This is a genomic window from Streptococcus varani, assembly GCF_001375655.1.
GTDB lineage: Bacteria > Bacillota > Bacilli > Lactobacillales > Streptococcaceae > Streptococcus > Streptococcus varani.
The window spans coordinates 212,551-231,189 of sequence record NZ_CTEN01000002.1 but is presented as its reverse complement, the minus strand read 5'-3'; the positions used below and the strand labels follow the sequence as shown (position 1 = coordinate 231,189).

The 18,639-nt window shown below is 39.3% G+C and carries 24 protein-coding genes and 1 pseudogene; 18 read left to right on the top strand and 7 right to left on the bottom strand.

Annotated features, from left to right (window positions below; translation table 11 throughout):
* Positions 1-22 precede the first annotated feature (22 nt).
* The 9 genes from BN1356_RS04775 (at position 23) to BN1356_RS04735 (ending at position 9,000) form a co-directional block, all read left to right on the top strand.
* The gene (locus tag BN1356_RS04775; protein ID WP_093650264.1) at positions 23-676 is read left to right on the top strand and encodes a GNAT family N-acetyltransferase; all 654 of its coding nucleotides are present in this window, start codon (positions 23-25) and stop codon (positions 674-676) included.
* On the top strand, positions 660-899 hold the full coding sequence (locus tag BN1356_RS04770; RefSeq protein ID WP_093650263.1) for a hypothetical protein: 240 nt from the start codon (positions 660-662) through the stop codon (positions 897-899). Before BN1356_RS04775 ends, BN1356_RS04770 begins: the two co-directional genes overlap by 17 nt.
* 182 nt (positions 900-1,081) lie before the next feature.
* Positions 1,082-3,829 carry a DEAD/DEAH box helicase family protein gene (locus BN1356_RS04765; protein ID WP_218054293.1) on the top strand — a complete coding sequence of 916 codons (2,748 nt, stop codon included), beginning with the start codon at positions 1,082-1,084 and terminating at the stop codon, positions 3,827-3,829.
* 68 nt (positions 3,830-3,897) lie between these two features.
* Positions 3,898-4,383: a YkgJ family cysteine cluster protein gene (locus BN1356_RS04760; protein WP_425423513.1), complete on the top strand. Its 486-nt coding sequence runs from the start codon at positions 3,898-3,900 to the stop codon at positions 4,381-4,383.
* Between the two features lie 160 nt (positions 4,384-4,543).
* Positions 4,544-4,744 carry a cold-shock protein gene (locus BN1356_RS04755; RefSeq protein ID WP_093650260.1) on the top strand — a complete coding sequence of 67 codons (201 nt, stop codon included), beginning with the start codon at positions 4,544-4,546 and terminating at the stop codon, positions 4,742-4,744.
* 312 nt (positions 4,745-5,056) lie between these two features.
* On the top strand, positions 5,057-6,475 hold the full coding sequence (locus BN1356_RS04750; RefSeq protein ID WP_176694237.1) for a cryptochrome/photolyase family protein: 1,419 nt from the start codon (positions 5,057-5,059) through the stop codon (positions 6,473-6,475).
* A 143-nt stretch (positions 6,476-6,618) separates the two neighbouring features.
* Positions 6,619-7,578 (top strand): ring-cleaving dioxygenase, encoded by a 960-nt coding sequence (locus BN1356_RS04745; protein WP_093650258.1) that lies wholly within the window; start codon positions 6,619-6,621, stop codon positions 7,576-7,578.
* 18 nt (positions 7,579-7,596) lie between these two features.
* Complete coding sequence (locus tag BN1356_RS04740; RefSeq protein WP_093650257.1) at positions 7,597-8,487, top strand: VOC family protein; 891 nt, start codon at positions 7,597-7,599, stop codon at positions 8,485-8,487.
* A gap of 12 nt (positions 8,488-8,499) precedes the next feature.
* The gene (locus BN1356_RS04735) at positions 8,500-9,000 is read left to right on the top strand and encodes a flavin reductase family protein (protein WP_093650256.1); all 501 of its coding nucleotides are present in this window, start codon (positions 8,500-8,502) and stop codon (positions 8,998-9,000) included.
* Positions 9,001-9,022: 22 nt separating this feature from the next.
* Here the strand turns inward: BN1356_RS04735 and BN1356_RS04730 are convergent, their stop codons facing one another.
* On the bottom strand, positions 9,023-10,045 hold the full coding sequence (locus BN1356_RS04730; RefSeq protein WP_141651815.1) for an IS30 family transposase: 1,023 nt from the start codon (positions 10,043-10,045) through the stop codon (positions 9,023-9,025).
* Positions 10,046-10,096: 51 nt separating this feature from the next.
* Between BN1356_RS04730 and BN1356_RS04725 the strand changes: the two genes are divergently transcribed.
* From BN1356_RS04725 to BN1356_RS04715, 3 genes are all read left to right on the top strand, one after another.
* Positions 10,097-10,288, top strand: coding sequence for a hypothetical protein (locus BN1356_RS04725; protein ID WP_141651826.1), 192 nt, complete (start codon positions 10,097-10,099; stop codon positions 10,286-10,288).
* A gap of 11 nt (positions 10,289-10,299) precedes the next feature.
* Positions 10,300-10,902, top strand: coding sequence for an alpha/beta hydrolase (locus tag BN1356_RS04720; RefSeq protein ID WP_093650254.1), 603 nt, complete (start codon positions 10,300-10,302; stop codon positions 10,900-10,902).
* Between the two features lie 72 nt (positions 10,903-10,974).
* Positions 10,975-11,589, top strand: a complete 615-nt coding sequence (locus tag BN1356_RS04715; RefSeq protein ID WP_093650253.1) for a DUF1349 domain-containing protein — start codon at positions 10,975-10,977, stop codon at positions 11,587-11,589.
* Positions 11,590-11,668: 79 nt separating this feature from the next.
* On the opposite strand, the gene BN1356_RS04710 is transcribed toward BN1356_RS04715, so the two are convergent.
* Positions 11,669-12,052, bottom strand: a complete 384-nt coding sequence (locus BN1356_RS04710; RefSeq protein ID WP_093650252.1) for a winged helix-turn-helix transcriptional regulator — start codon at positions 12,050-12,052, stop codon at positions 11,669-11,671.
* 107 nt (positions 12,053-12,159) lie between these two features.
* Here BN1356_RS04710 and BN1356_RS04705 point away from each other — a divergent pair, with 107 nt between their 5' ends.
* Both BN1356_RS04705 and BN1356_RS04700 read left to right on the top strand, forming a co-directional pair.
* A complete protein-coding gene (locus BN1356_RS04705; RefSeq protein ID WP_093650251.1) occupies positions 12,160-12,804 on the top strand; it encodes a nitroreductase in 645 nt (214 codons plus the stop codon).
* A gap of 273 nt (positions 12,805-13,077) precedes the next feature.
* Positions 13,078-13,593: pseudogene (locus BN1356_RS04700) on the top strand (HAD family hydrolase); the annotation flags it as partial.
* A 51-nt stretch (positions 13,594-13,644) separates the two neighbouring features.
* Here BN1356_RS04700 and BN1356_RS04695 read toward each other — a convergent pair.
* The 4 genes from BN1356_RS04695 to BN1356_RS04680 all read right to left on the bottom strand — a co-directional run bounded on the left by BN1356_RS04695 (position 13,645) and on the right by BN1356_RS04680 (position 16,536).
* Positions 13,645-14,712, bottom strand: coding sequence for a site-specific integrase (locus tag BN1356_RS04695; protein ID WP_093650249.1), 1,068 nt, complete (start codon positions 14,710-14,712; stop codon positions 13,645-13,647).
* Positions 14,713-14,845: 133 nt separating this feature from the next.
* Positions 14,846-15,172, bottom strand: a complete 327-nt coding sequence (locus tag BN1356_RS04690; protein ID WP_093650248.1) for a hypothetical protein — start codon at positions 15,170-15,172, stop codon at positions 14,846-14,848.
* 13 nt (positions 15,173-15,185) lie between these two features.
* Complete coding sequence (locus BN1356_RS04685; RefSeq protein WP_093650247.1) at positions 15,186-15,743, bottom strand: nucleotidyltransferase family protein; 558 nt, start codon at positions 15,741-15,743, stop codon at positions 15,186-15,188.
* A 10-nt stretch (positions 15,744-15,753) separates the two neighbouring features.
* A complete protein-coding gene (locus BN1356_RS04680; protein WP_093650246.1) occupies positions 15,754-16,536 on the bottom strand; it encodes a LexA family transcriptional regulator in 783 nt (260 codons plus the stop codon).
* Between the two features lie 358 nt (positions 16,537-16,894).
* On the opposite strand from BN1356_RS04680, the gene BN1356_RS12970 reads away from it, so the two are divergent.
* The 3 genes from BN1356_RS12970 (at position 16,895) to BN1356_RS04670 (ending at position 17,633) form a co-directional block, all read left to right on the top strand.
* Complete coding sequence (locus BN1356_RS12970; protein WP_281175823.1) at positions 16,895-17,026, top strand: hypothetical protein; 132 nt, start codon at positions 16,895-16,897, stop codon at positions 17,024-17,026.
* A 205-nt stretch (positions 17,027-17,231) separates the two neighbouring features.
* Positions 17,232-17,390, top strand: coding sequence for a hypothetical protein (locus BN1356_RS04675; RefSeq protein ID WP_093650245.1), 159 nt, complete (start codon positions 17,232-17,234; stop codon positions 17,388-17,390).
* Between the two features lie 33 nt (positions 17,391-17,423).
* Positions 17,424-17,633, top strand: a complete 210-nt coding sequence (locus tag BN1356_RS04670) for a hypothetical protein (protein ID WP_093650244.1) — start codon at positions 17,424-17,426, stop codon at positions 17,631-17,633.
* Here the strand turns inward: BN1356_RS04670 and BN1356_RS04665 are convergent.
* On the bottom strand, positions 17,609-18,301 hold the full coding sequence (locus BN1356_RS04665) for a DUF4145 domain-containing protein (protein ID WP_063812958.1): 693 nt from the start codon (positions 18,299-18,301) through the stop codon (positions 17,609-17,611). The genes BN1356_RS04670 and BN1356_RS04665 overlap by 25 nt on opposite strands.
* A 54-nt stretch (positions 18,302-18,355) precedes the next feature.
* Between BN1356_RS04665 and BN1356_RS04660 the strand changes: the two genes are divergently transcribed.
* Positions 18,356-18,565, top strand: coding sequence for a hypothetical protein (locus BN1356_RS04660; RefSeq protein WP_093650510.1), 210 nt, complete (start codon positions 18,356-18,358; stop codon positions 18,563-18,565).
* Positions 18,566-18,639: the final 74 nt, after the last annotated feature.

Genomic DNA, 18,639 nt, shown 5'->3' with positions numbered 1-18,639 from the left:
TTTAATTTTCAATGAGTATGAAATGATTAGTCAAAGAATGAGCTCGTTAGGACGGAACATCTATCTATCAATGATTCCAGACTATATCACTGGCTACGTAGACTATGTTTTTCAGACGGATAAACCAGATATTCAGGCTCGTCGGATTAAGAATCTAGATAAAAATTTTAGGCGCTTATTGACAGAACCATACTTTTGGATTCAACCCATGAGCCAGCATTCAGCGGAAGTGATTGCCAACTGGCACTATCCAGCACCCTGTGATTTTTACGATATGCAGGCTGATCCAGAAGATTTTGAAAAACTTTTGTCTGAAACAGCTCGGGAAAATACTTATTTTGAAGTCATCCGAAATGGTGCCCTCTTTGGATTTGCCTGTTTTTATCCAAAAGGACAGTATTTAGAAATCGGTCTTGGGATGAAGCCAGACCAAACCGGAGTAGGACTAGGACAGGATTTCTACCAAACTATTGAAGACTTTGCATTGTCTAGATTTGAGAGTCAGATTCTAACCTTATCTGTAGCAACTTTTAACAAACGAGCCTTGGCACTGTATCAAAAGGTTGGTTATGTAGCAGAAGAATATTATGATCAAACTACCAACGGCGGTCAGTATCCTTTTGTACGATTGATGAAAAATCGAAAGAAAGAAAGTGAATATGTCAACGAAACCTAAAAAAATAAAAGAATTGAAACAGCAGATAGAAAAAGAAGAAGTGGAGGAGAAGCCAAAGAAAACTCTAGACCTAGCATCGGCTTCAGGTATTTTCTTCATCCTCCTCTACATCTTTGGTGTGTACACGAATCTCGGTACAGGGAACTACCTAATGGCTGTTGTTTGGTGCATTCTAATTTTTATTAATCTGTTCTTTATTGTCCGCAACCGTCGGAAAAAATGAGTTTGATTGTTCTTATAAATAACCTTAGGAAACTGGGGTTTTTTGTTTGGCATTTTTTCAATCTGGAGGAAATAGTGCTATAATAAAAACAGGGAACATGCTTGTTACAGATCCGTTTAGATACCATAGGGTTTCCGTATCTTTTTAGATTTTGTAGATGAAAAATGAGGTCGGAGTAGATGATGAGTGAGACTAGAATAGAATTTAAAGGACAATGGAGAGACTATCAAGCCCGTGTCTTAGCCGCCAGTGAGAGTCACTTGAAGGATGGAAAAATTCATATCGTGGCTTCTCCAGGATCAGGTAAAACAACTCTTGGTTTGGAACTGATTGGGCGATTGAATCAGACTGCCCTCGTTTTAGTACCCACTGTCACTATTCGGGAACAATGGGTCAGCCGCATCCAGTCCTCTTTTGTAGTAGAGACCGTAGACGTATCAGAATTTGTTTCTCAGGATCTGAAGCATCCAAAGAAGATTACAGTTGCCACCTACCAGGCTCTTCATTCTGCTATCTCACATTTTAAGGGAACATTAAAGGAAAAGTCGGATGTTAATGAAGAAAGTGATGATCTATTAGCAGAGGTGGATGAACTCGTTGATTTTTCAAACTTTGATCTTATTAACAATATGAGTGAGCTCGGTTTAGCAACGGTTTGTTTAGATGAGTGCCACCATTTGCGCAATGAATGGTGGAAAAGTCTGGAGTTCTTCTGTCAATCCTTTCCGAAGGCAAAAACCATTGCTTTAACAGCTACACCACCCTATGATTCGACGCCTGCTCTTTGGCAACGCTATGTCAAGATGTGTGGAGAGATTGACCAAGAAATTTCAATTCCAGAACTAGTGAAGGAAGGGAGCCTCTGTCCCCATCAAGATTTTGTCTATTTTTCTCAACCAAGTCAGGAAGAAAAGAAGAAATTGGATGCGTTTTACCAGGCTAGTTTCCAATTTTGCGATAGCCTATTAAAGAGTTCTTCCTTTCAAGATGCTATATTGACTCATAAAGCGCTATCAGGGCAGTTGACCGATGAGGAACTCTTAGAACATCCTGCTCATCTCTCTAGTCTGTTAATTTATTTGCAAGCCAAACATCAAGCTTATCCACCACGATTGAAAGACTTGCTTTCAGATAAAAAATTACCGAGATTAACAGTTGATTGGCTGGGTCAACTTTTACAATATTTTTGCTATGATGAAGCTGATTTTTATGGTATTGAAGAAAGTTATCGCAAGCAATTAATCAAAGAGATGAAGGCTAGGGGCCTCATTGAAAAAAATAAAATTAGCCTAGTGAAGAATCAAGAATTAGACAAATTACTCTTACATTCCACAGGCAAGATTCAGTCCATCAAGGAAATTGTTTCACATGAATACCAGCAATCAGGGAGAGATTTACGCCAACTGATTCTAACGGACTACATTCGACGAGAGTTTGAAAGTCAGATTGGACAATACCAGCTCCTTATTCAGAAAATTGGTGTCTTGCCAATCTTTGAAGTTCTTCGTAGAGAGATGGTAGATAAGTGGCAAGAGATGAAAATGGGCATCCTCTGCGGCAGTATCGTGGTTATTCCTCTCTCTGCTAAAAGAGCTTTTTTAGACTTAGTAGACCAGGAAAAAGTTTCCTTGCAAAACTTTGCTGGATTAGAAGATTTCATCTCAGTTTCAACTATTGGCTCGAGTCATTTTTTGACTGCGGCTATAACAGAACTATTTATGCAAGGAGAAATCCAGGTTTTGATTGGGACCAAGTCACTTCTAGGAGAAGGTTGGGATGCTCCCTGTGTCAATAGTCTAATTTTAGCTAGCTTTGTTGGTAGTTTTATGTTGAGCAATCAGATGAGAGGAAGAGCTATCCGTTCTTGGGGTAATCACCCTGAAAAAACAGCCAATATCTGGCACTTGATATCTATGAACCAACGTCCCACCTTCTTTGTCCGAGAGAAAAGTGACAGTGGACTTCAGATGGATTTGGCTGAATCTAAACCAGATGATTCAATGGAGCAGTACGGTGAGGATAGTCCGGATTTTCAACTGTTAAAAAGAAGAACAGAACATTTTCTAGGATTGAGTTATGATGGTCAAACGATTGAGAGTGGTATGGAGCGATTGCAAACCATCAAAGCACCATTTTCTAGAAAAAAATTAAAAGAAATCAACCTTTCTATGCTGGAAGCCTCCAGCAATCGAAAGGCAATTCGTGAAGGTTGGCAAAGTGCTTTAACCATCTCTGATAGTTTTGAAGTGGCCAGTCTGACAGAGATGCCCAAAGAAGTAGTCAGTTCAGCTCTCTTTATTGATGCCAAACGGTCGTTCATTTATTCTTTACTCTTTGCTGGTCTGACCTTATTGCTTCATTCCTTACCTATTTTGCGGATTAATTTCTGGTTAGACCTGGTACTGATACTTGTTCTTCTTACTTTCATCGGAATTCAAGCTTGGCGCTTTTATCACTATCGATCCCCCCTAACGCGCCTACAGGTTTTTGGACAAGGGCTCTTACACAGTTTGCTGGACCAAAACAAATTATCGACACATGAATGCAAAGTCCATGTTGAGACTTTAGATGGCATAGTGATGATGATTTCTCTAAAAGGTGGAAATAACCGAGATAAAGAGATTTTTACACAAGCCATGAAAGAATTTTTTGCTCCTATCGATAATCAACGCTATCTCATTTATCAAAATGGAAAAAAAGCCAGGAAAGAAATGGCGGCCTATTTTGCAGTGCCTTCCATTTTTACGAGACAAGATCAAATTCTAGATTTTGTTAAAAAAATTAGCCACTATATCGGCCAATACGAACTGATCTATACGCGAAATGAACAAGGGCGCAAGAAGCTTCTAGAGGCAAGGGTAGTGGGCTTAGCTAATCAGCAAAATCAACTCTTGAATAAAAAAATGGTTTGCAAATCGGACTTAAAGTAGGACATTGCACTACAATTTAATTTACAGTTATCTCCTAAGAAAGAATCAAAGAAAAAGTGAGTTCACCTATGGATCTTGAAAAATACCACCAACTAGCTTTGCAAAAGCAAGTGGAGCATAAGAAATTTTTAGCAAGCTTGAAGAAAAAAGCTCCAAAGAATCTAGATAGAATCGTTCAGCGCATTCATGAAGAAGTATTTTCAGAGATCGACTGTCTCCAGTGTGCCAATTGCTGTAAGGGACTGGGACCTGATTTGAAAGAAGCAGATATCACACGGATTTCCAAACATTTCCGTATGAAATTGCAGGAATTTGAGGATGCTTATTTACAGGTGGATGAGGATGGAGATAAGGTTTTTCAATGTATGCCTTGTCCTTTCTTAGGACCTGATAACCTTTGTGACATCTATGATATGCGACCCAAGGCCTGTCGTGAATTTCCCCATACGGACAGGAAGAAGATTTACCAAATTAATCATCTGACCATTAAGAATACCTTGATTTGTCCAGCAGCCTATCTTTTTGTAGAAAAATTAAAAAAAGAAATCAAGTAATTGAAAAAAGACAAGAAAAATCACTCCTTTTGATTGACAAACTTTTTGAAAACTGTTACACTAATTAAGTAATAAGTTTTTTGAGTCAAAGTATCAGTTTTATCTATGTTTTATCTCTTTAAAATTTTTTTACAAATAAACAAAAAAGAGGTAACTCAAAATGGCAGTAGGAACTGTAAAATGGTTTAACGCAGAAAAAGGCTTTGGCTTTATTTCACAAGAAAATGGTCCAGATGTATTTGCACACTTCTCAGAAATTCAAACTGATGGCTTCAAATCTCTTGACGAAGGTCAAAAAGTTGAATTCGAAGTAACTGAAGGCAACCGTGGCCCACAAGCAAGCAACATCGTAAAACTTTAATAAGTAGAATCACAAACTGAGGTTTGTGATTTTTTTGTGCTGAGATTCGGATAGTTTGTGTTAAAATGAGGGTAATATAGGAATTTTCTATAGTCAAATGAATGAACTTTTGGACTAGGAATTGATAGACTGTTTGAGGCGGGAAATAAGGACTGACAATAAGTCAGTTCACCTTACAGTCTGGGAATAAACTGTTGGCGGTTGGAAATAGAAGGAACTAAGTTCCTCTCAACTGGAGTACGGCAAGTAGAAAACGACGACGGATCAAAGTTCATTCAAATGACTATATAAAAAGATTTAGTGAGGTGGATGATGGTTTCAGTCGTCTGGTTTAGACGGGATTTGCGGATAGAAGATCAGAAGGTCTTGGCCAAAGCTATTGCAGCTAAAAAGCCAATCTTGTGTTTTTTTCACTTCAACCCTCAGCAATTAAGCTCCCAACCCAGTCCCAATCAGTCAGCTTTTGTGGACAGTGTCCTTCATTTTAGAAAAACACTGCATGAGGCTGGAATTGAGTTGCACTTAGCTTACGGCGATATGATTAATTCCTTTGAAAAGCTACTGGATGATTTGCCGGACTGGACGGATGTGTATTTTAATTATGATGAGTCTGGCTTCGGACGAAAAAGAGATCAGCTTGCTGCTCAATTCTTTAGGAAAAAGGGAATACAGATTCATGCCTATCAGGACCATTATCTTCATGGTAGCCAAGAGATTCTCAACCAATCAGGTCAAACCTATAAGGTTTTCACTCCCTATTTTAAAGTTTGGCAAGAACGTGCCAAGGAGACACCAATTGAACTTGACTTATCACAAGGATCTTGGATTGAGCTTGCTACAGCAGACCAAGTCTTAAATCAAGTGGCATCATTGACAGATGCTAGTCACTTGCACCAAGCTGGTAGTCAGCAGGCAAAAAAACGTCTAGAAGAATTTATAGATACGACTTTGGGCAACTATGACCAGCTAAGAGACTTACCTGCTTATGATGGAACGAGCCGTCTTTCATCCTATTTACGCTCAGGTGAAATCAGCATCAGACAGCTTTATCAGTCCGTTAGTCAAGCGCCTGCTAGTCAAGGACGAGTCACTTACTTAAGAGAGTTGGCCTGGAGGGACTTCTACAATATGGTCTATGTAGCCAATCCCGATCAAAAAGAAAGGTCTATCCAAAAGGAATTTGATTTAGTGGAGTGGGACAATAATGAAGAATATTTTACTGCCTGGAAGAATGGTCAAACGGGCTACCCTTTGATTGATGCTGCCATGCGTCAGCTAAAAGAGACAGGTTGGATGCATAACCGTCTGCGGATGATTGTCGCTTCTTTTTTAACCAAGGATCTCCTCATTGATTGGAGAAAGGGAGAAAAGTATTTTCAAGAAATGCTGATTGATTATGATGCCGCTAGTAATATTGGTGGGTGGCAATGGGCTGCCTCTACTGGAACAGATGCGGTTCCCTATTTCAGAATCTTTAACCCTATTACACAAGGCCAACGATTTGATCCAGATGGTGAGTTCATCAGAAACTATCTACCCGAACTCAGGCAGTTGCCTAAGAAGTTCATCCATGAACCATGGAAATTACCTGAGGATCAAGCTGATGAGTTAGGATTTCAACTGGGTAGGGATTATCCAAAACCGATTGTCGACCATGGTCAGCAACGAAAACGAGCCATCGCAAAATACCAATGGGCTAAAGAAGCCTATGCTAGTCAAGAACATCAATGACCTTTTCAATTTGGAAAGGTTTTTTATTTATTTTCTTTGAGTATGAGCAGATTAGTTGTTATAGTCACTAATTAGTGATAATATAAATTATAGAAATCAGATAGGTAAAATCCTATCATGCTTGAGAGAAAAGAGGTAAACAGATGAAAGATACAGAACTATTAGGACTACACCACGTAACCGCTATGACGGATGATGCGGAACGCAACTACAAATTCTTTACAGAAGTGCTGGGCATGCGTCTGGTGAAGAAAACTGTTAACCAAGACGATATTCATACCTATCATACTTTCTTTGCGGATGACAAGGGATCTGCGGGAACAGATATGACCTTCTTTGATTTTCCTAATAACCCCAAAGCCCAACATGGAACCAATGCCATTACTCGAGCTTCTTTTCGTGTTCCGAGTGATGCAGCCTTAGACTATTACCTCAAGCGCTTTGAGGAGTTTGGGGTCAAGAATGAGGGGATCATAGATCTGTTTGGTCATAAGGCCTTGCCATTTGAGGAATCTGACGGCCAGCGTTACCAGTTGGTTTCAGATGAAAAGAACAAGGGTGTCGCTGGAGGAACTCCATGGCTTCACGGACCAGTTCCAAGCGAGATGGCCATTTATGGATTGGGTCCGATTGAGATTACTGTCAGCTACTTTGAAGACTTTAAAATCTTCCTCATGCAAGTTTATGGTATGAAAGTCTTGGAAGACGGAGAAAATTATAGTATCCTAGAGATGGGAGAAGGTGGGCATGGGGCTCAAGTCATACTGCGAAAGGATGAGACGAGCCAGCAGGAGCGCCAAGGTTACGGTGCTGTTCACCACGTGTCCTTCCGTGTCAAAGACAGCCAGGCTATTCGCCACTGGGCTGAAAAATACCAAACCCTTCACATACCAAACTCTGGTTGGGTCGATCGGTTTTATTTTGAGGCGCTTTATGCTCGGGTAGGTCATATCTTGATTGAAATTTCAACAGATGGTCCTGGTTTTGCGACGGATGAGCCTTATGAAACACTTGGTGAAAGTTTATCCTTGCCACCATTCTTAGAGCCAGAACGAGAGATGATTGAGAATACCATTCGTCCCTTTGATACAAAGAGACCGTAAGATGATTAGGAGTTGACTATGAAGACAATCCAACACATTCATCATATTTCTGCCATCGTTGGGAATGCGCAAGAGAATGTGGACTTTTACCGAGATGTCCTGCAGTTGCGTTTGATTAAGCAGACCGTCAATTTTGACGATTCATCTGTTTACCATCTTTACTTTGCCAACCAAAAAGCAGACGATGGAAGTTTGATGACCTTTTTCCCGTGGGACGAAGTTGCCCCTGGTCAAAAAGGAAGTGGTCAAGTTGGCCGCATCGCTTTTCGACTTCCAAAAGGCAGTCTAGACTACTGGAAAAGACGCTTGGAAGTTCATCAGGTTTCCTATAAAGAAAGTAAGTGGTTTGACCACCAAGCTCTCTTTTTCCAAGACAGACATGGTTTAGATCTGGCTTTGGTTGAAGGAGATGAGGTGGCTGAAGAAGTCGCTATTTTAGGTTTCCACGGAGCGGAACTCCTCTCTAGCAATCCCGAAGGGAGCAAGGATTTCTTGACTGCTTTTATGGGATTGGACCTACTAGCTGAGACGGAATTTGCCTACCATCTGGCAACCATTGGTGTCCTAGGTCATGAAATCATCATCCCTAAATATAGTCTGGACAAAGGTACTTGGGGACCAGGAACGGTTCACCACATTGCCTGGAATGTCCTTGATCAGGAGGAATTGGTAGCCTATGCGCAGTTGTTCAAAAATGAAGGCTATCATCCGACATCTGAACGGGACCGCAAGTATTTCAGGTCGATCTACTTGCGAGAAGCAGGTCGTATCATCTACGAATTTGCGACGCAAGGACCAGGTATGACAGTGGATGAACCCTTTGAAGAATTAGGGAAGAGCCTACAGTTACCAAAAGTATTTGAAAATCGTCGGGCAGCCATAATGGAGAAACTCAAGCCCCTGAAATGATAAGGAGAAAGCATGTTTGATTTTGCAAGTGAACAACTATCTGCCAAGCAACAATACAATATTTTGATTGGAACGGTCATTCCAAGGCCGATTGCCTGGATATCCACCACGACACAAGAAGGAACTGTCAATTTGGCACCTTTTAGTTTTTACAATATTGTGGCCTATGATCCAGCGATTCTTTCTGTCAGTATACAGCGAAATAGTGATGGTTCCATGAAGGATACTGCTCGCAATATTTTGACTGGAAAAGAAGCAGTTGTCCACAGTGTATCAGAAGACAACTTGAACTTAGCCAATCAAACAGCTATAGCTTTGCCACCGGAAGTCTCTGAAGTGGATGAGTCTTGCATGACCCTAGTTCCCTCTAAAACCATTTCAGTACCGGGAGTTTTACAAGCTAAGACCCGTTTTGAAACCAGTTTTTACCAACATATCGAAATCAAAGGCCATGATGGTCAGACGACAGCTGATTTACTCTCGCATGTTGTCAAGTCAAGTGCAACAAGTTGATTGATAACTAGAGATCCAGAGGTTAAGCTATTTGGGCTATCCCAAATAGGAATTTTGAAGATTGGTATTGAAGAAGTCGTCTCGGGCGCTCATTGATGGCTGTGATATAGTTGTCAAGTTCTTCAGAGGTTAGTGAATTAAAAGAGTTTCCTTTAGGGATATATTCTCTGAGGAGACCATTGAAGTTCTCATTTGTACCTCTCTCATGTGAAGAATATGGATGTGCAAAGTAAACATCAACAGCTTCCAAGTCTGAGAGTAAACTAAATTCAGAACCATTATCAGCTGTAATGGATGCAATAGGATACTGACTTGTAAGTTGTTTGACAGCACAATTAATGGTATGGGACTGTTTGTCTTCTAGCTTAACTCCTAGTGCATAGCGTGTCTGGCGCTCTACCAAAGTCAAAACAACAGCTTCACCTTTGGTTTTCTTTCCAAGAACCAAGTCAATCTCCCAATGACCAAATTCAGAACGGTCATTGATACACTCAGGACGTTCTTCGATAGACTGACCTAAAGTTTTCTTATTCGTCTTAATGACTGGCTTAGAACGTTTCCTGATACTGACCATCTTAGGTAAATCGATTGGTTTTATAACTAACAGCCCCTCTTTGATATAGCGATAAATGGTTTTGGTAGAGGGAACAACCTCCTCAGGATGATTTGCTTTATAAGTCTGAACGAAACTATCTACGCTATGGAGACGAATTTTAGCTTTCAAGGCATATCCTAATTGCTCAATGAATTTAGCGGAGCAGTCATTCAACTTGAGATAAGAGCACTTTTGACGATTGGATTCATAGACACGCTGTCCGCTATCAGCGAAATAGGCACTGAAATAGGTACGTTTCCCATTCTTATCCTGTACCTGATCCACCGAACCACGTTTGATTTCTCGACTGATTGTCGACCGGTGACGACCTAGAAGACGAGCGATTTCAGCCGGTTTCTTTCCCATTTTAAGATAAGCAGCCATTTCGCCACGTTCCGAGGCTGAGAGATGAGAATAGGTTGATTTTTTGGTAGAATGAGTGTTGGACATGTTCATCTGCTTTCTATACTGAGTTGGGGAATTCTAGTATATCAGACGAACATGTCTTTTTTGTTGCACTTCATTTTACAACGCGGGGCTGATTTACTCTTGCTTAAAATCGAACATTTCCACCTAGATGAAGAAGTTTTTCAAGAAAATCATATTGAGGATGATATTTTAAAACCCATGAGTCGTTTGGCAGGCAATGACTACAGCAAGCTCGGAGAGAAGGTCAGCCTAGAAAGGCCTTAAAGGAGAATACGATGCACCATATCTTCAAAAATGGGCAAGTTGATCAACCTATCTTTGTTCTTTTGCATGGCACCGGTGGGGATGAGCATTCTCTTCTTGGTATCGCCAATTTTCTCAATCCGCATGCCAGCTATCTTAGCTTACGAGGGCAAGTTAGTGAGAATGGGGCCCTTCGTTTCTTTAAGCGAAAAGCTGAAGGGCTTTATGATGAAGCAGATCTAGCTGAGAAAACCATTGAGACAGCAGCATTTATCAAGGAGGCGGCTCAGACCTATGACTTTGACGTAAACAAGGTCATATTAGTTGGTTTTTCAAATGGTTCAAATATAGGTATCTCACTCATGTTAGCCGATCAATCTCCCTTTAAAAAGGGGATTCTCATGGCCCCTATGTATCCGATAGATACCCACCAGTTGAAAGAAAGTAAGGCACAGAGTTCAGTTTTTCTGTCATTGGGAAGGCAGGATCCGATCGTCCCACTGGACCAAAGTCACAAGGTCATCTCTGAATTTGAATCCCGTGGTGCCCAAGTTGAAAGTTATTGGGTAACAAGCCACCAAGTGACAGAAAGCAGTTTAGAAGCTGCCAAAGACTGGCTAGAAAAAATAGAATAAGAGGAAGACTCCAATCAGTTTAAAGCTGCTTGGGGCTATGTTATACTGTAAGAAAATATGGGAGGAAAAGAGATGAGACCATTTAAAACGAACGATTTGCATTGGACTAGACAGCCAAAAGATTATGTGATTGAAGAGGACAAGATTTCCATCACCACTCAGCCATATACCGACCTCTGGCAGAAGACCTATTACCATTTCGTCAATGATAATGCACCGGTTTTACAGATGGAAACGGAAGAAGAATACTTTTCATTTACGGTCAAGACGGAGTTTTCGGATAGTCATACTCGCTTTGACCAGTGTGGTATCGTTCTTTATCAGGATTCTGAAAACTGGCTCAAGGGATCAATTGAGTATGAGAATGGTGATTTTCAGCATCTGGGCTCTGTTGTGACCAACTATGGTTATTCGGATTGGGCAACGACTGAAATAGACACTTCTGTCAAAAGCATGTGGTATCGCCTCAGTCGCCGGGGATCTGATTACTGCATCGAAAATTCAGTGGATGGCATCACCTTCAAGCAAATGCGGATTTGCCATCTTCAAGAAGGAGTAGGTAAAATCAGGTTTGGCGTCTATGCCTGCTCACCAGAAAATTCCTCCTTTACAGCTGTATTTACTAATATGGAATTGACTGAATGCAAGTGGCTGACCCATGATGGACAGAAACCGGATGAGGGATGAGAAAGTGAAAAATCAATGATTTATTTTAAAATAAGAAAAAAGAAAAAAGCATGAACTGAACAGTTTTTTCATGCTTTTGTTATTTAATTTTTTCAACTATGTTGCTGAGTCTTCCAACCTCGGTCATGTCACAGCGTTCTTCCTGACCGATTTCCTTAAAGTAGGATGTTCCCCACTCATAGAGGGCTAGGATAACAGGAGCCAAACTCTGCCCTCTTTCTGTCAGGTTGTAATCGGTTTTGGGCGGAACTACCGGATAAATGGTCTTGCTGATAAAACCGTCTTCTTCCAACTCTTTGAGTTTCTGGCTGAGAACCTTGGCACTGACATTGGAAAGTTTTTCCTGCAAATCGCCAAAACGTCTGGTTTTTCCCATCAGAACATAGAGGATTTTCAGCTTGTATTTGCCTCCGATAAAGTTAGCAGTGGTCGTGAAGGCACAGGTGGTTAAGTTTTTGGACATGGGCTCCCTTTCTTACTTTTTGGTAACTATCTAACTAAAAAGTGCCTTCTTGTAGGCTTAATGATACCATGATATACTAAGAATTAAGATTAGACAAGGAGTATCTCATGGATTTTCAAAAACTAGTTAGCCAACGACATTCAACACGTTCATTTTCCAATAAAACAGTTGACCTCTCTCTTATCAAAACCATTATAGAAGAAGCACAGACAACGGCATCCTGGGTTAATTCTCAACCTTGGAAGGTCTACGTAGCGACTGGACAGGCCTTGGAAAAAATCAAGGAAGACCATCTCAACTTAATCGAGGCCGGAAAAAAATCAGCACCCATCTTTCCCGTACTTTCACGCGTGGACTGGCAAGCTGATCAGCAGAAAAATATGGCGAATTGGTCTGAGGCATTAGAGCATTCTCAGCTCGATCAAGTGGAGTTTTGGCAACTTAACCGCCAACTCTTCAAGGCACCAGCCATCCTTTATTTTAGCTTACCCAAAGACTCACCAGACTGGTCAATCTTAGATATGGGAGCTTTTGTCCAAACTGCAACCCTATCTGCAAACAATCAAGGTCTGGGCACCATGGTTGCCTATGAATTTGTCAAATTTCCAGTGGAGCTTGCTTCAGCCTTGGAAGTTGATTCCAACTATGACATCGTCATCGGCATGGCCATCGGCTATGAAGATGACAATCCCATCAATGCTTTCCGAGCAAAGAGAAGAATTTTAGATGAAGTTTTGGTAGTGAAAGAATAGGGTGTTTGAACAGCCTTATTTTGTTAGAGTTGTTTATTTTAGAATCTTTTAGGAGTGCTTCGTTTTCTTATGAGAAAAAATCAACATACTATTTAATATTGAAAGTATGAATAAGTCTATTATTCTTTTAGAAAATAATTGATATAGACCTTATGATATAATAGTATTATTTAGTAATAGAATATCTCATCTATGAGACTAATTGGAAATTCGATTAAATATATTATTTTACTATTTTCATTAATTCATCCTCTCCAGAAAGGATCCAAACCCATGTCTTACAAATTTTTACTTTTCGACCTCGACCATACTCTGCTGGATTTTGATTTGGCGGAGGATGTGGCTCTAAGACTCTTGCTGGAAGATGCAGGAGTTGAGGATATAAAGGCTTATCAGGACTACTATATTCCTATGAACAAGGCACTTTGGGAAGATTTGGCGCTAGGGAAAATTTCCAAAGCTGACTTGATTTCGAGTCGTTTTGCCGAGTTGTTTGCTCATTTTGGCCAAGAAGTGGACGGGAATCTATTTGCTGAGAAATACCAAGAATTTCTTAGTCAACAAGGACAGGTCTATGCTGGGGCCAAAGAACTCTTGGAGCAGTTAAAGAAGTCTGATTACCGCATGCTAGCAGCTACTAATGGGGTCACCTACATTCAGAAAGGTCGTCTGGCCCAGTCTGGTATCTCCTCGTTCTTTGAAAAAATCTTTATCTCGGATGAGATGGGCTATCACAAGCCGGAAAAAGAATTTTATGATTTCATTGAGAAGGCGGTAGACGGCTTAAATACTCTTTATATATCAAGGGTTTTGAGCTGTTCGCCCCAAATTCGCCCCAAATTATGACGCTAGAAAAATACTTTTGATTTTCTCAAAGTTTCTCTCAGCTAGTGCCTCCATTTGGTGTGAATAAACTTTCAGAGTAATATCTGGACTTTCATGACCAAGAAGCTTGGAGATGGTCACAATGTCAACACCATTCAAAATCAAAAATGATGCGTATGTGTGCCTCAGAGTATGGTTTCTGACGGGTCTGCCTATAATCTTTTTAATTAGCTTATTACATGCTGAATTAGATACACCAAAACAGATTCTATTCTTGATATTTGCTTGCCAATAGTTTTGTCTATACACATATAAGATTTCTATTGTTTTTCTATCAATAGGAACTTTTCTTTCTGATGGATCATTCTTCAAGTTACAAAAATCTTGAGTTTTTGAGTAATCAAAAGCTTTATTGATATCCAGTATGCTATTTTTAAAGTCAACATCATTCCAGGTTAGCCCCATGACCTCAGAGAATCGCAAACCAGTGACGGAAAGAAGGTAGAGGGTGAAATAGGATACATACTGGATATTCTCTCTTGTGAGGGCTAAGAGAGCCTTATACTCAGTTTCTTCTAAGAAGTCATTCTCCTCAGCTCTTGATTCAATTTGTGATTTAACCTTTGCATCATCAGCAAAGTTAAAATGAATGACTTGTTCCCTCACAGCTACTTTCATAGCTCCCTTAATTTGGTAGTGGAATTTCTCAAGAGTTTCTTGAGCATATTTTTCACCAAATTCATTCAGCCTTTTTTGATAATAGAGCGGTGTTATATCCTTAACCTTTATATCTTTGAAATAGGTTTTGATGTGTCTAAAATTCTTTGTGTATGTTTCCCAGGTCTTATCCTTGACATAAGGTCGCTTATAGACTTCTGACCAAGTCTTGACAAAATCATATAGAGTAACTTCTCCATCTGTCAGGATATTTTGAGATAGTTTTTTCTCAATTTCCCTAGCAGCTGCCTGAGCAAGTTTCTTAGTTTTAAAACCGCTCTTTGATTTCTGCTTATATTTTCCAGATACATCTTTGTAGGAAATGCGGTATTCCCAACCGTTCTCCCTTTTGCGATAATATGCCATTTGTTTTTACCTCATTTTTTTGCTAAAATGGGTATAAGAAAAGACTTCAAAAGATAGTGTCTTTTGAAAAGATTTCTTATACTGTCCGCCTTACGCTCTCCTCTACCAAAATTTGAGCGTAGGGCTTTTTATTTTATTCAAACTCTAATTCATCTACACTTTCAGAAAAACTATCAAGAATTTCGTGCTCATTCATGAACTGAATCCAGTCGTCAATTTCTTCTTGATGAACGAATCGTTTCTTAAATTTTCCGTTAGCCTTGATTTTTTCATAGATATTTTTGATTATACCAGTCCACATTTTTTCAGCTTCACGTTCGATTTTCTCGTCACTCCAACGTTTACTAGCCGGAGTTCGTCGAGCGTTTTTTGTATTTTGATAATCTATAGCTTTTTGCATAAAGCGCTCATAAGACCGGCCATAGTTTTCTAAGTATTGTTTAAATTCATCTAAGTACATACAAACTCCTTAACTAAACAAAATTCCTCTTATATAATCGGTGACTCTCAATGTTTCTATCTACATCATTTTCATCCCAAATTTGTAACTCCCAAGGATAGTAGTGATTGCTCTTATTCTTGAAATAAACATGTATTCCTGTGTAATTATCTTTATCTCGTAAATACCAATTTTTTAAATCAAACGTATCTTTCCATCCATCAAGTTGTTCCATCACTTGTGAAATATCATCAGAAGATAGAATGATACGAGCGCCAAAGATATCATTAAGAATAGAATTCACAGGATAGCCATCTTGTCTTTGCGAAAAGCGTTCAATCTTATCCAAGATGCTTTCTGACGTTTTGACACGATAGACGTAAGGTATATCTTTAACGTCGGCTTTCATCAAATAATCATTGATGGATTCGTGTAAGTTCAAGCGATAGTCTAAAATAGCTTGAACAGGTACTTTTGAAACGGTATGTTTTAGGTTAATCTTTTCAACTTTTCCAGTCTCAAAATAATCTTGCGAATAAACCAGATGTATTCTATTTATTTCAGAAATTAGACGCTCTACTTTCTCTAACATTTTTTCTCCTTTACATCTCAATCGGCGTAAAACTACCGATAATTTCCCCGATAATTCTAAAGTCGCTATCAGCATCTATCTGTATATCATCATACTTAACATTTAAACTGTGTAGAAAGGCTCCCTCGTCGTTTATCAGCAACTGTTTGATATAAGCGTCACCGTAATATTCAAAGACCCCTATATCGCCGTCAGAGAGGTTTACAGACAGTTTAACGAACACATAATCCCCAGAGTGATACTCTGGCTCCATAGAATCGCCGTAGATTGGTATCACGAAGTCTGCGTCATAATCGACTGGTAACTCAATTGTTTCTACTTGAACGTCATTTAGATACTGACCTGTACCAGCGGAAGCAGGTTGGTCGTAGTAGTTGTAAGAGGATAACTTAGGAAATGGAATGATGTTATCAGTTACTGTATTCTTACTATCTTCTACTGTATTTTGTTGTTGTAATTGTGTTTCAGCAGTATCTAGTACGATAAGTTGACGTTCATGTTCGAGCTTAGAAGAAGTAGCATTTATTTTTTGTAGGGTTGATGGGATGAGTTCAACTTGAGGAGCGGAGGGGGTGTTTTTTTTACTTATAGGAGGGAAGAAATCATCAATCGTTTTTTCAAATAAATCAGACAAAGCAAATAAAACATCTTGATTTGCTTTTCTATCGCCTTTTTCATATCTACTTATTGTTTGCTTGGTTGTATCAATAAGATCTGCGAGCTGAGTTTGAGTTAATTTCTTCTCTAATCTGAATTGTTTTATTTTATTGCCTACCCACTGATTGAGTTCCATAGTGTTTTCCTCCTTTTGATTTGCTAATATTATATCACTAAATCACCGAAAAGGAAAACTTTTTTTACAAAAATACAATTTTAGTGTTGACGAGTCACCAAATCGGTGATATAATATAATCAAGCTTAAGGAATTAAGCAAAACGAAAGGAGGTACAACTGATGTTGTCAAGGCTAAACAAAAAGCCTAAACACAAAGAACTAGAAGTCGAAATCAAGATTCTTTGGTTTAAGCTTAGAATTAGATATCTGATTACATGGTAATCGGATAGGGGGTGAAATTCCCCCACCCCTAACGGGGTAAGTTTAGTTTAGCACATTGGCTGTATCTCCGCAAGAATGAAAGGAGAGTAGGTAGCATGCTTGAGATTACATTGTCAACAGATAGTTTAGATTCTGCTTTAGAAGCAATCGAAAAAATACAACAAGCCCACCTTAGTGGCGAGCTTGTATTAAAAGTATCTATTGCTGATTATTCTTGTCAACCTTAGATACAGTTTGGTAAAAAGAGTTATAAAAACTTTGAATATGGTTAACATCTAAATGTGAATGCAAGGCCTTCAGATTTGCTTTTACATTATAGTGTTCGACAGCTAGCTTTGTTAACTCTAATGCGATTTCTTTATCAGTCAATGACATAACTTATCCTCCTTTCCGCTAGGATAAGTTGATTATAACATTTTTAGGAGGCACAAAATGAATTGGAAAAAACTAATGCTAGGCGATTTAGAACGTACGTTTACTAGTCGTGATGGCAAGGAAAAAACAAGTATCAAGTTTGAAGGCGGAGTATTACCAGCGCTGTTAGTGTTAGGTGGTATCGCTTGGTTAGTAGCTTGGTTTATTACAAAATAAAAACTCCCAAGAGGGAGTGGGAAGGAGGAGGAAATGGAAGGAATAGAAAAAGTCCACGATAGACGTGGACGGCCGGATTCTTTGAAAGTTGAACAAGTTATTCACTTGTCGATTTTAAGAGGGGAAGGGACAGAATACGATAAGGTTCGAATGGTGGAACAATACTATGATATGGATGGTAATCTCATTTTTGAATTAGATCCGTGCTCAGAAGGGTATCAAGAATTTTTGGGCTTACGTTGAGATTGTTTGTTAGTATCCATATCTAAAATATCTTGAAGTAGTGTCTCATTATCGTGGCGTTCGATGTACCATTTTTGCATTAGGAGTTCTATAAATTTTAGCAATTTATGAGCTTCTAACGGTTCAATATCAACAATTAAGTTGATGTCTTTTTCAGGATGTGCTCCAATATTTCCGATTTTTCGCAGTGCATCTAGGACTTTCCGTGTACTCGGGTCTACTAAGTCATTTATAGCTTCGATTTCATCAGATAGACTACGTTTTGATACTTGCCAAAAATCTCTAATCATTCCTTGTAGACAACGTCTTGAAAGGGTTGCAGAGGCTTTTGGACTTAGGTTAAGAATAGCATGGGCCTCTTCATAGTCCTCTCTGATTGTCAGAGGGATGTAGTTGGGATAAGATTTTGCTAGCGAAATAGGGTTGAAGTTCATTATACGATTTCGGAACTGTCTGCCCTTGCCAATAATATCGATAGAGACATTTCGACAATTAGGACAATCCACAAGCTGGATAGTTATTTCGTCACGCTTGTGGAAATTTTCATCATCCGAAGGGACAAATTGAGGGCGGCCTTTTGAAAAATTCAGATTTTCTTCTCGGAAGGTATCGTAATGTTTTGGTACAGGACAACCGCAGAAAAGACAAAATAAATGTTCAGAATCCATGATTTTCTCCAATCATTTTATTTAAATTATACCACAGAAAGGGGGGCTAGAGAGATGCGCCCCAAAAAATATCCGTATAGCAAAAAAAATTATCCAGCGCCGAAGCTTCATAACGTCATTGAAACCGATAATCATTTCTTAATAGATGATAAAAGGATTCATTATGTTATTGAAGGTTCTGTAAAGACAAAAACCCTTGGCGATGGCTATGTTGAAGTAACACTTTCCATAATTGCCAAGAGTTTTACAAAATCACAAGGTTAGTTTGGCGATAGTTCTTTTGATAGAAGTTGGTGTAAGAGGGATACCTTCTTCTTTAAGGACATTCTTTAAACGGC

Coding starts and splice junctions, on each gene's coding strand:
- BN1356_RS12970 (WP_281175823.1), top strand. CDS start 16,895: ATGCTTGAGATTACATTGTCAACAGATAGTTTAGATTCTGCTTTAGAA.
- BN1356_RS04665 (WP_063812958.1), bottom strand. CDS start 18,301: ATGGATTCTGAACATTTATTTTGTCTTTTCTGCGGTTGTCCTGTACCA.
- BN1356_RS04765 (WP_218054293.1), top strand. CDS start 1,082: ATGAGTGAGACTAGAATAGAATTTAAAGGACAATGGAGAGACTATCAA.
- BN1356_RS04705 (WP_093650251.1), top strand. CDS start 12,160: ATGGATTTTCAAAAACTAGTTAGCCAACGACATTCAACACGTTCATTT.
- BN1356_RS04735 (WP_093650256.1), top strand. CDS start 8,500: ATGTTTGATTTTGCAAGTGAACAACTATCTGCCAAGCAACAATACAAT.
- BN1356_RS04695 (WP_093650249.1), bottom strand. CDS start 14,712: ATGGCATATTATCGCAAAAGGGAGAACGGTTGGGAATACCGCATTTCC.
- BN1356_RS04760 (WP_425423513.1), top strand. CDS start 3,898: ATGGATCTTGAAAAATACCACCAACTAGCTTTGCAAAAGCAAGTGGAG.
- BN1356_RS04690 (WP_093650248.1), bottom strand. CDS start 15,172: ATGTACTTAGATGAATTTAAACAATACTTAGAAAACTATGGCCGGTCT.
- BN1356_RS04740 (WP_093650257.1), top strand. CDS start 7,597: ATGAAGACAATCCAACACATTCATCATATTTCTGCCATCGTTGGGAAT.
- BN1356_RS04745 (WP_093650258.1), top strand. CDS start 6,619: ATGAAAGATACAGAACTATTAGGACTACACCACGTAACCGCTATGACG.
- BN1356_RS04720 (WP_093650254.1), top strand. CDS start 10,300: ATGCACCATATCTTCAAAAATGGGCAAGTTGATCAACCTATCTTTGTT.
- BN1356_RS04685 (WP_093650247.1), bottom strand. CDS start 15,743: ATGTTAGAGAAAGTAGAGCGTCTAATTTCTGAAATAAATAGAATACAT.
- BN1356_RS04670 (WP_093650244.1), top strand. CDS start 17,424: ATGGAAGGAATAGAAAAAGTCCACGATAGACGTGGACGGCCGGATTCT.
- BN1356_RS04775 (WP_093650264.1), top strand. CDS start 23: ATGATTAGTCAAAGAATGAGCTCGTTAGGACGGAACATCTATCTATCA.
- BN1356_RS04680 (WP_093650246.1), bottom strand. CDS start 16,536: ATGGAACTCAATCAGTGGGTAGGCAATAAAATAAAACAATTCAGATTA.
- BN1356_RS04675 (WP_093650245.1), top strand. CDS start 17,232: ATGAATTGGAAAAAACTAATGCTAGGCGATTTAGAACGTACGTTTACT.
- BN1356_RS04715 (WP_093650253.1), top strand. CDS start 10,975: ATGAGACCATTTAAAACGAACGATTTGCATTGGACTAGACAGCCAAAA.
- BN1356_RS04730 (WP_141651815.1), bottom strand. CDS start 10,045: ATGTCCAACACTCATTCTACCAAAAAATCAACCTATTCTCATCTCTCA.
- BN1356_RS04770 (WP_093650263.1), top strand. CDS start 660: ATGTCAACGAAACCTAAAAAAATAAAAGAATTGAAACAGCAGATAGAA.
- BN1356_RS04660 (WP_093650510.1), top strand. CDS start 18,356: ATGCGCCCCAAAAAATATCCGTATAGCAAAAAAAATTATCCAGCGCCG.
- BN1356_RS04755 (WP_093650260.1), top strand. CDS start 4,544: ATGGCAGTAGGAACTGTAAAATGGTTTAACGCAGAAAAAGGCTTTGGC.
- BN1356_RS04750 (WP_176694237.1), top strand. CDS start 5,057: ATGGTTTCAGTCGTCTGGTTTAGACGGGATTTGCGGATAGAAGATCAG.
- BN1356_RS04725 (WP_141651826.1), top strand. CDS start 10,097: ATGTCTTTTTTGTTGCACTTCATTTTACAACGCGGGGCTGATTTACTC.
- BN1356_RS04710 (WP_093650252.1), bottom strand. CDS start 12,052: ATGTCCAAAAACTTAACCACCTGTGCCTTCACGACCACTGCTAACTTT.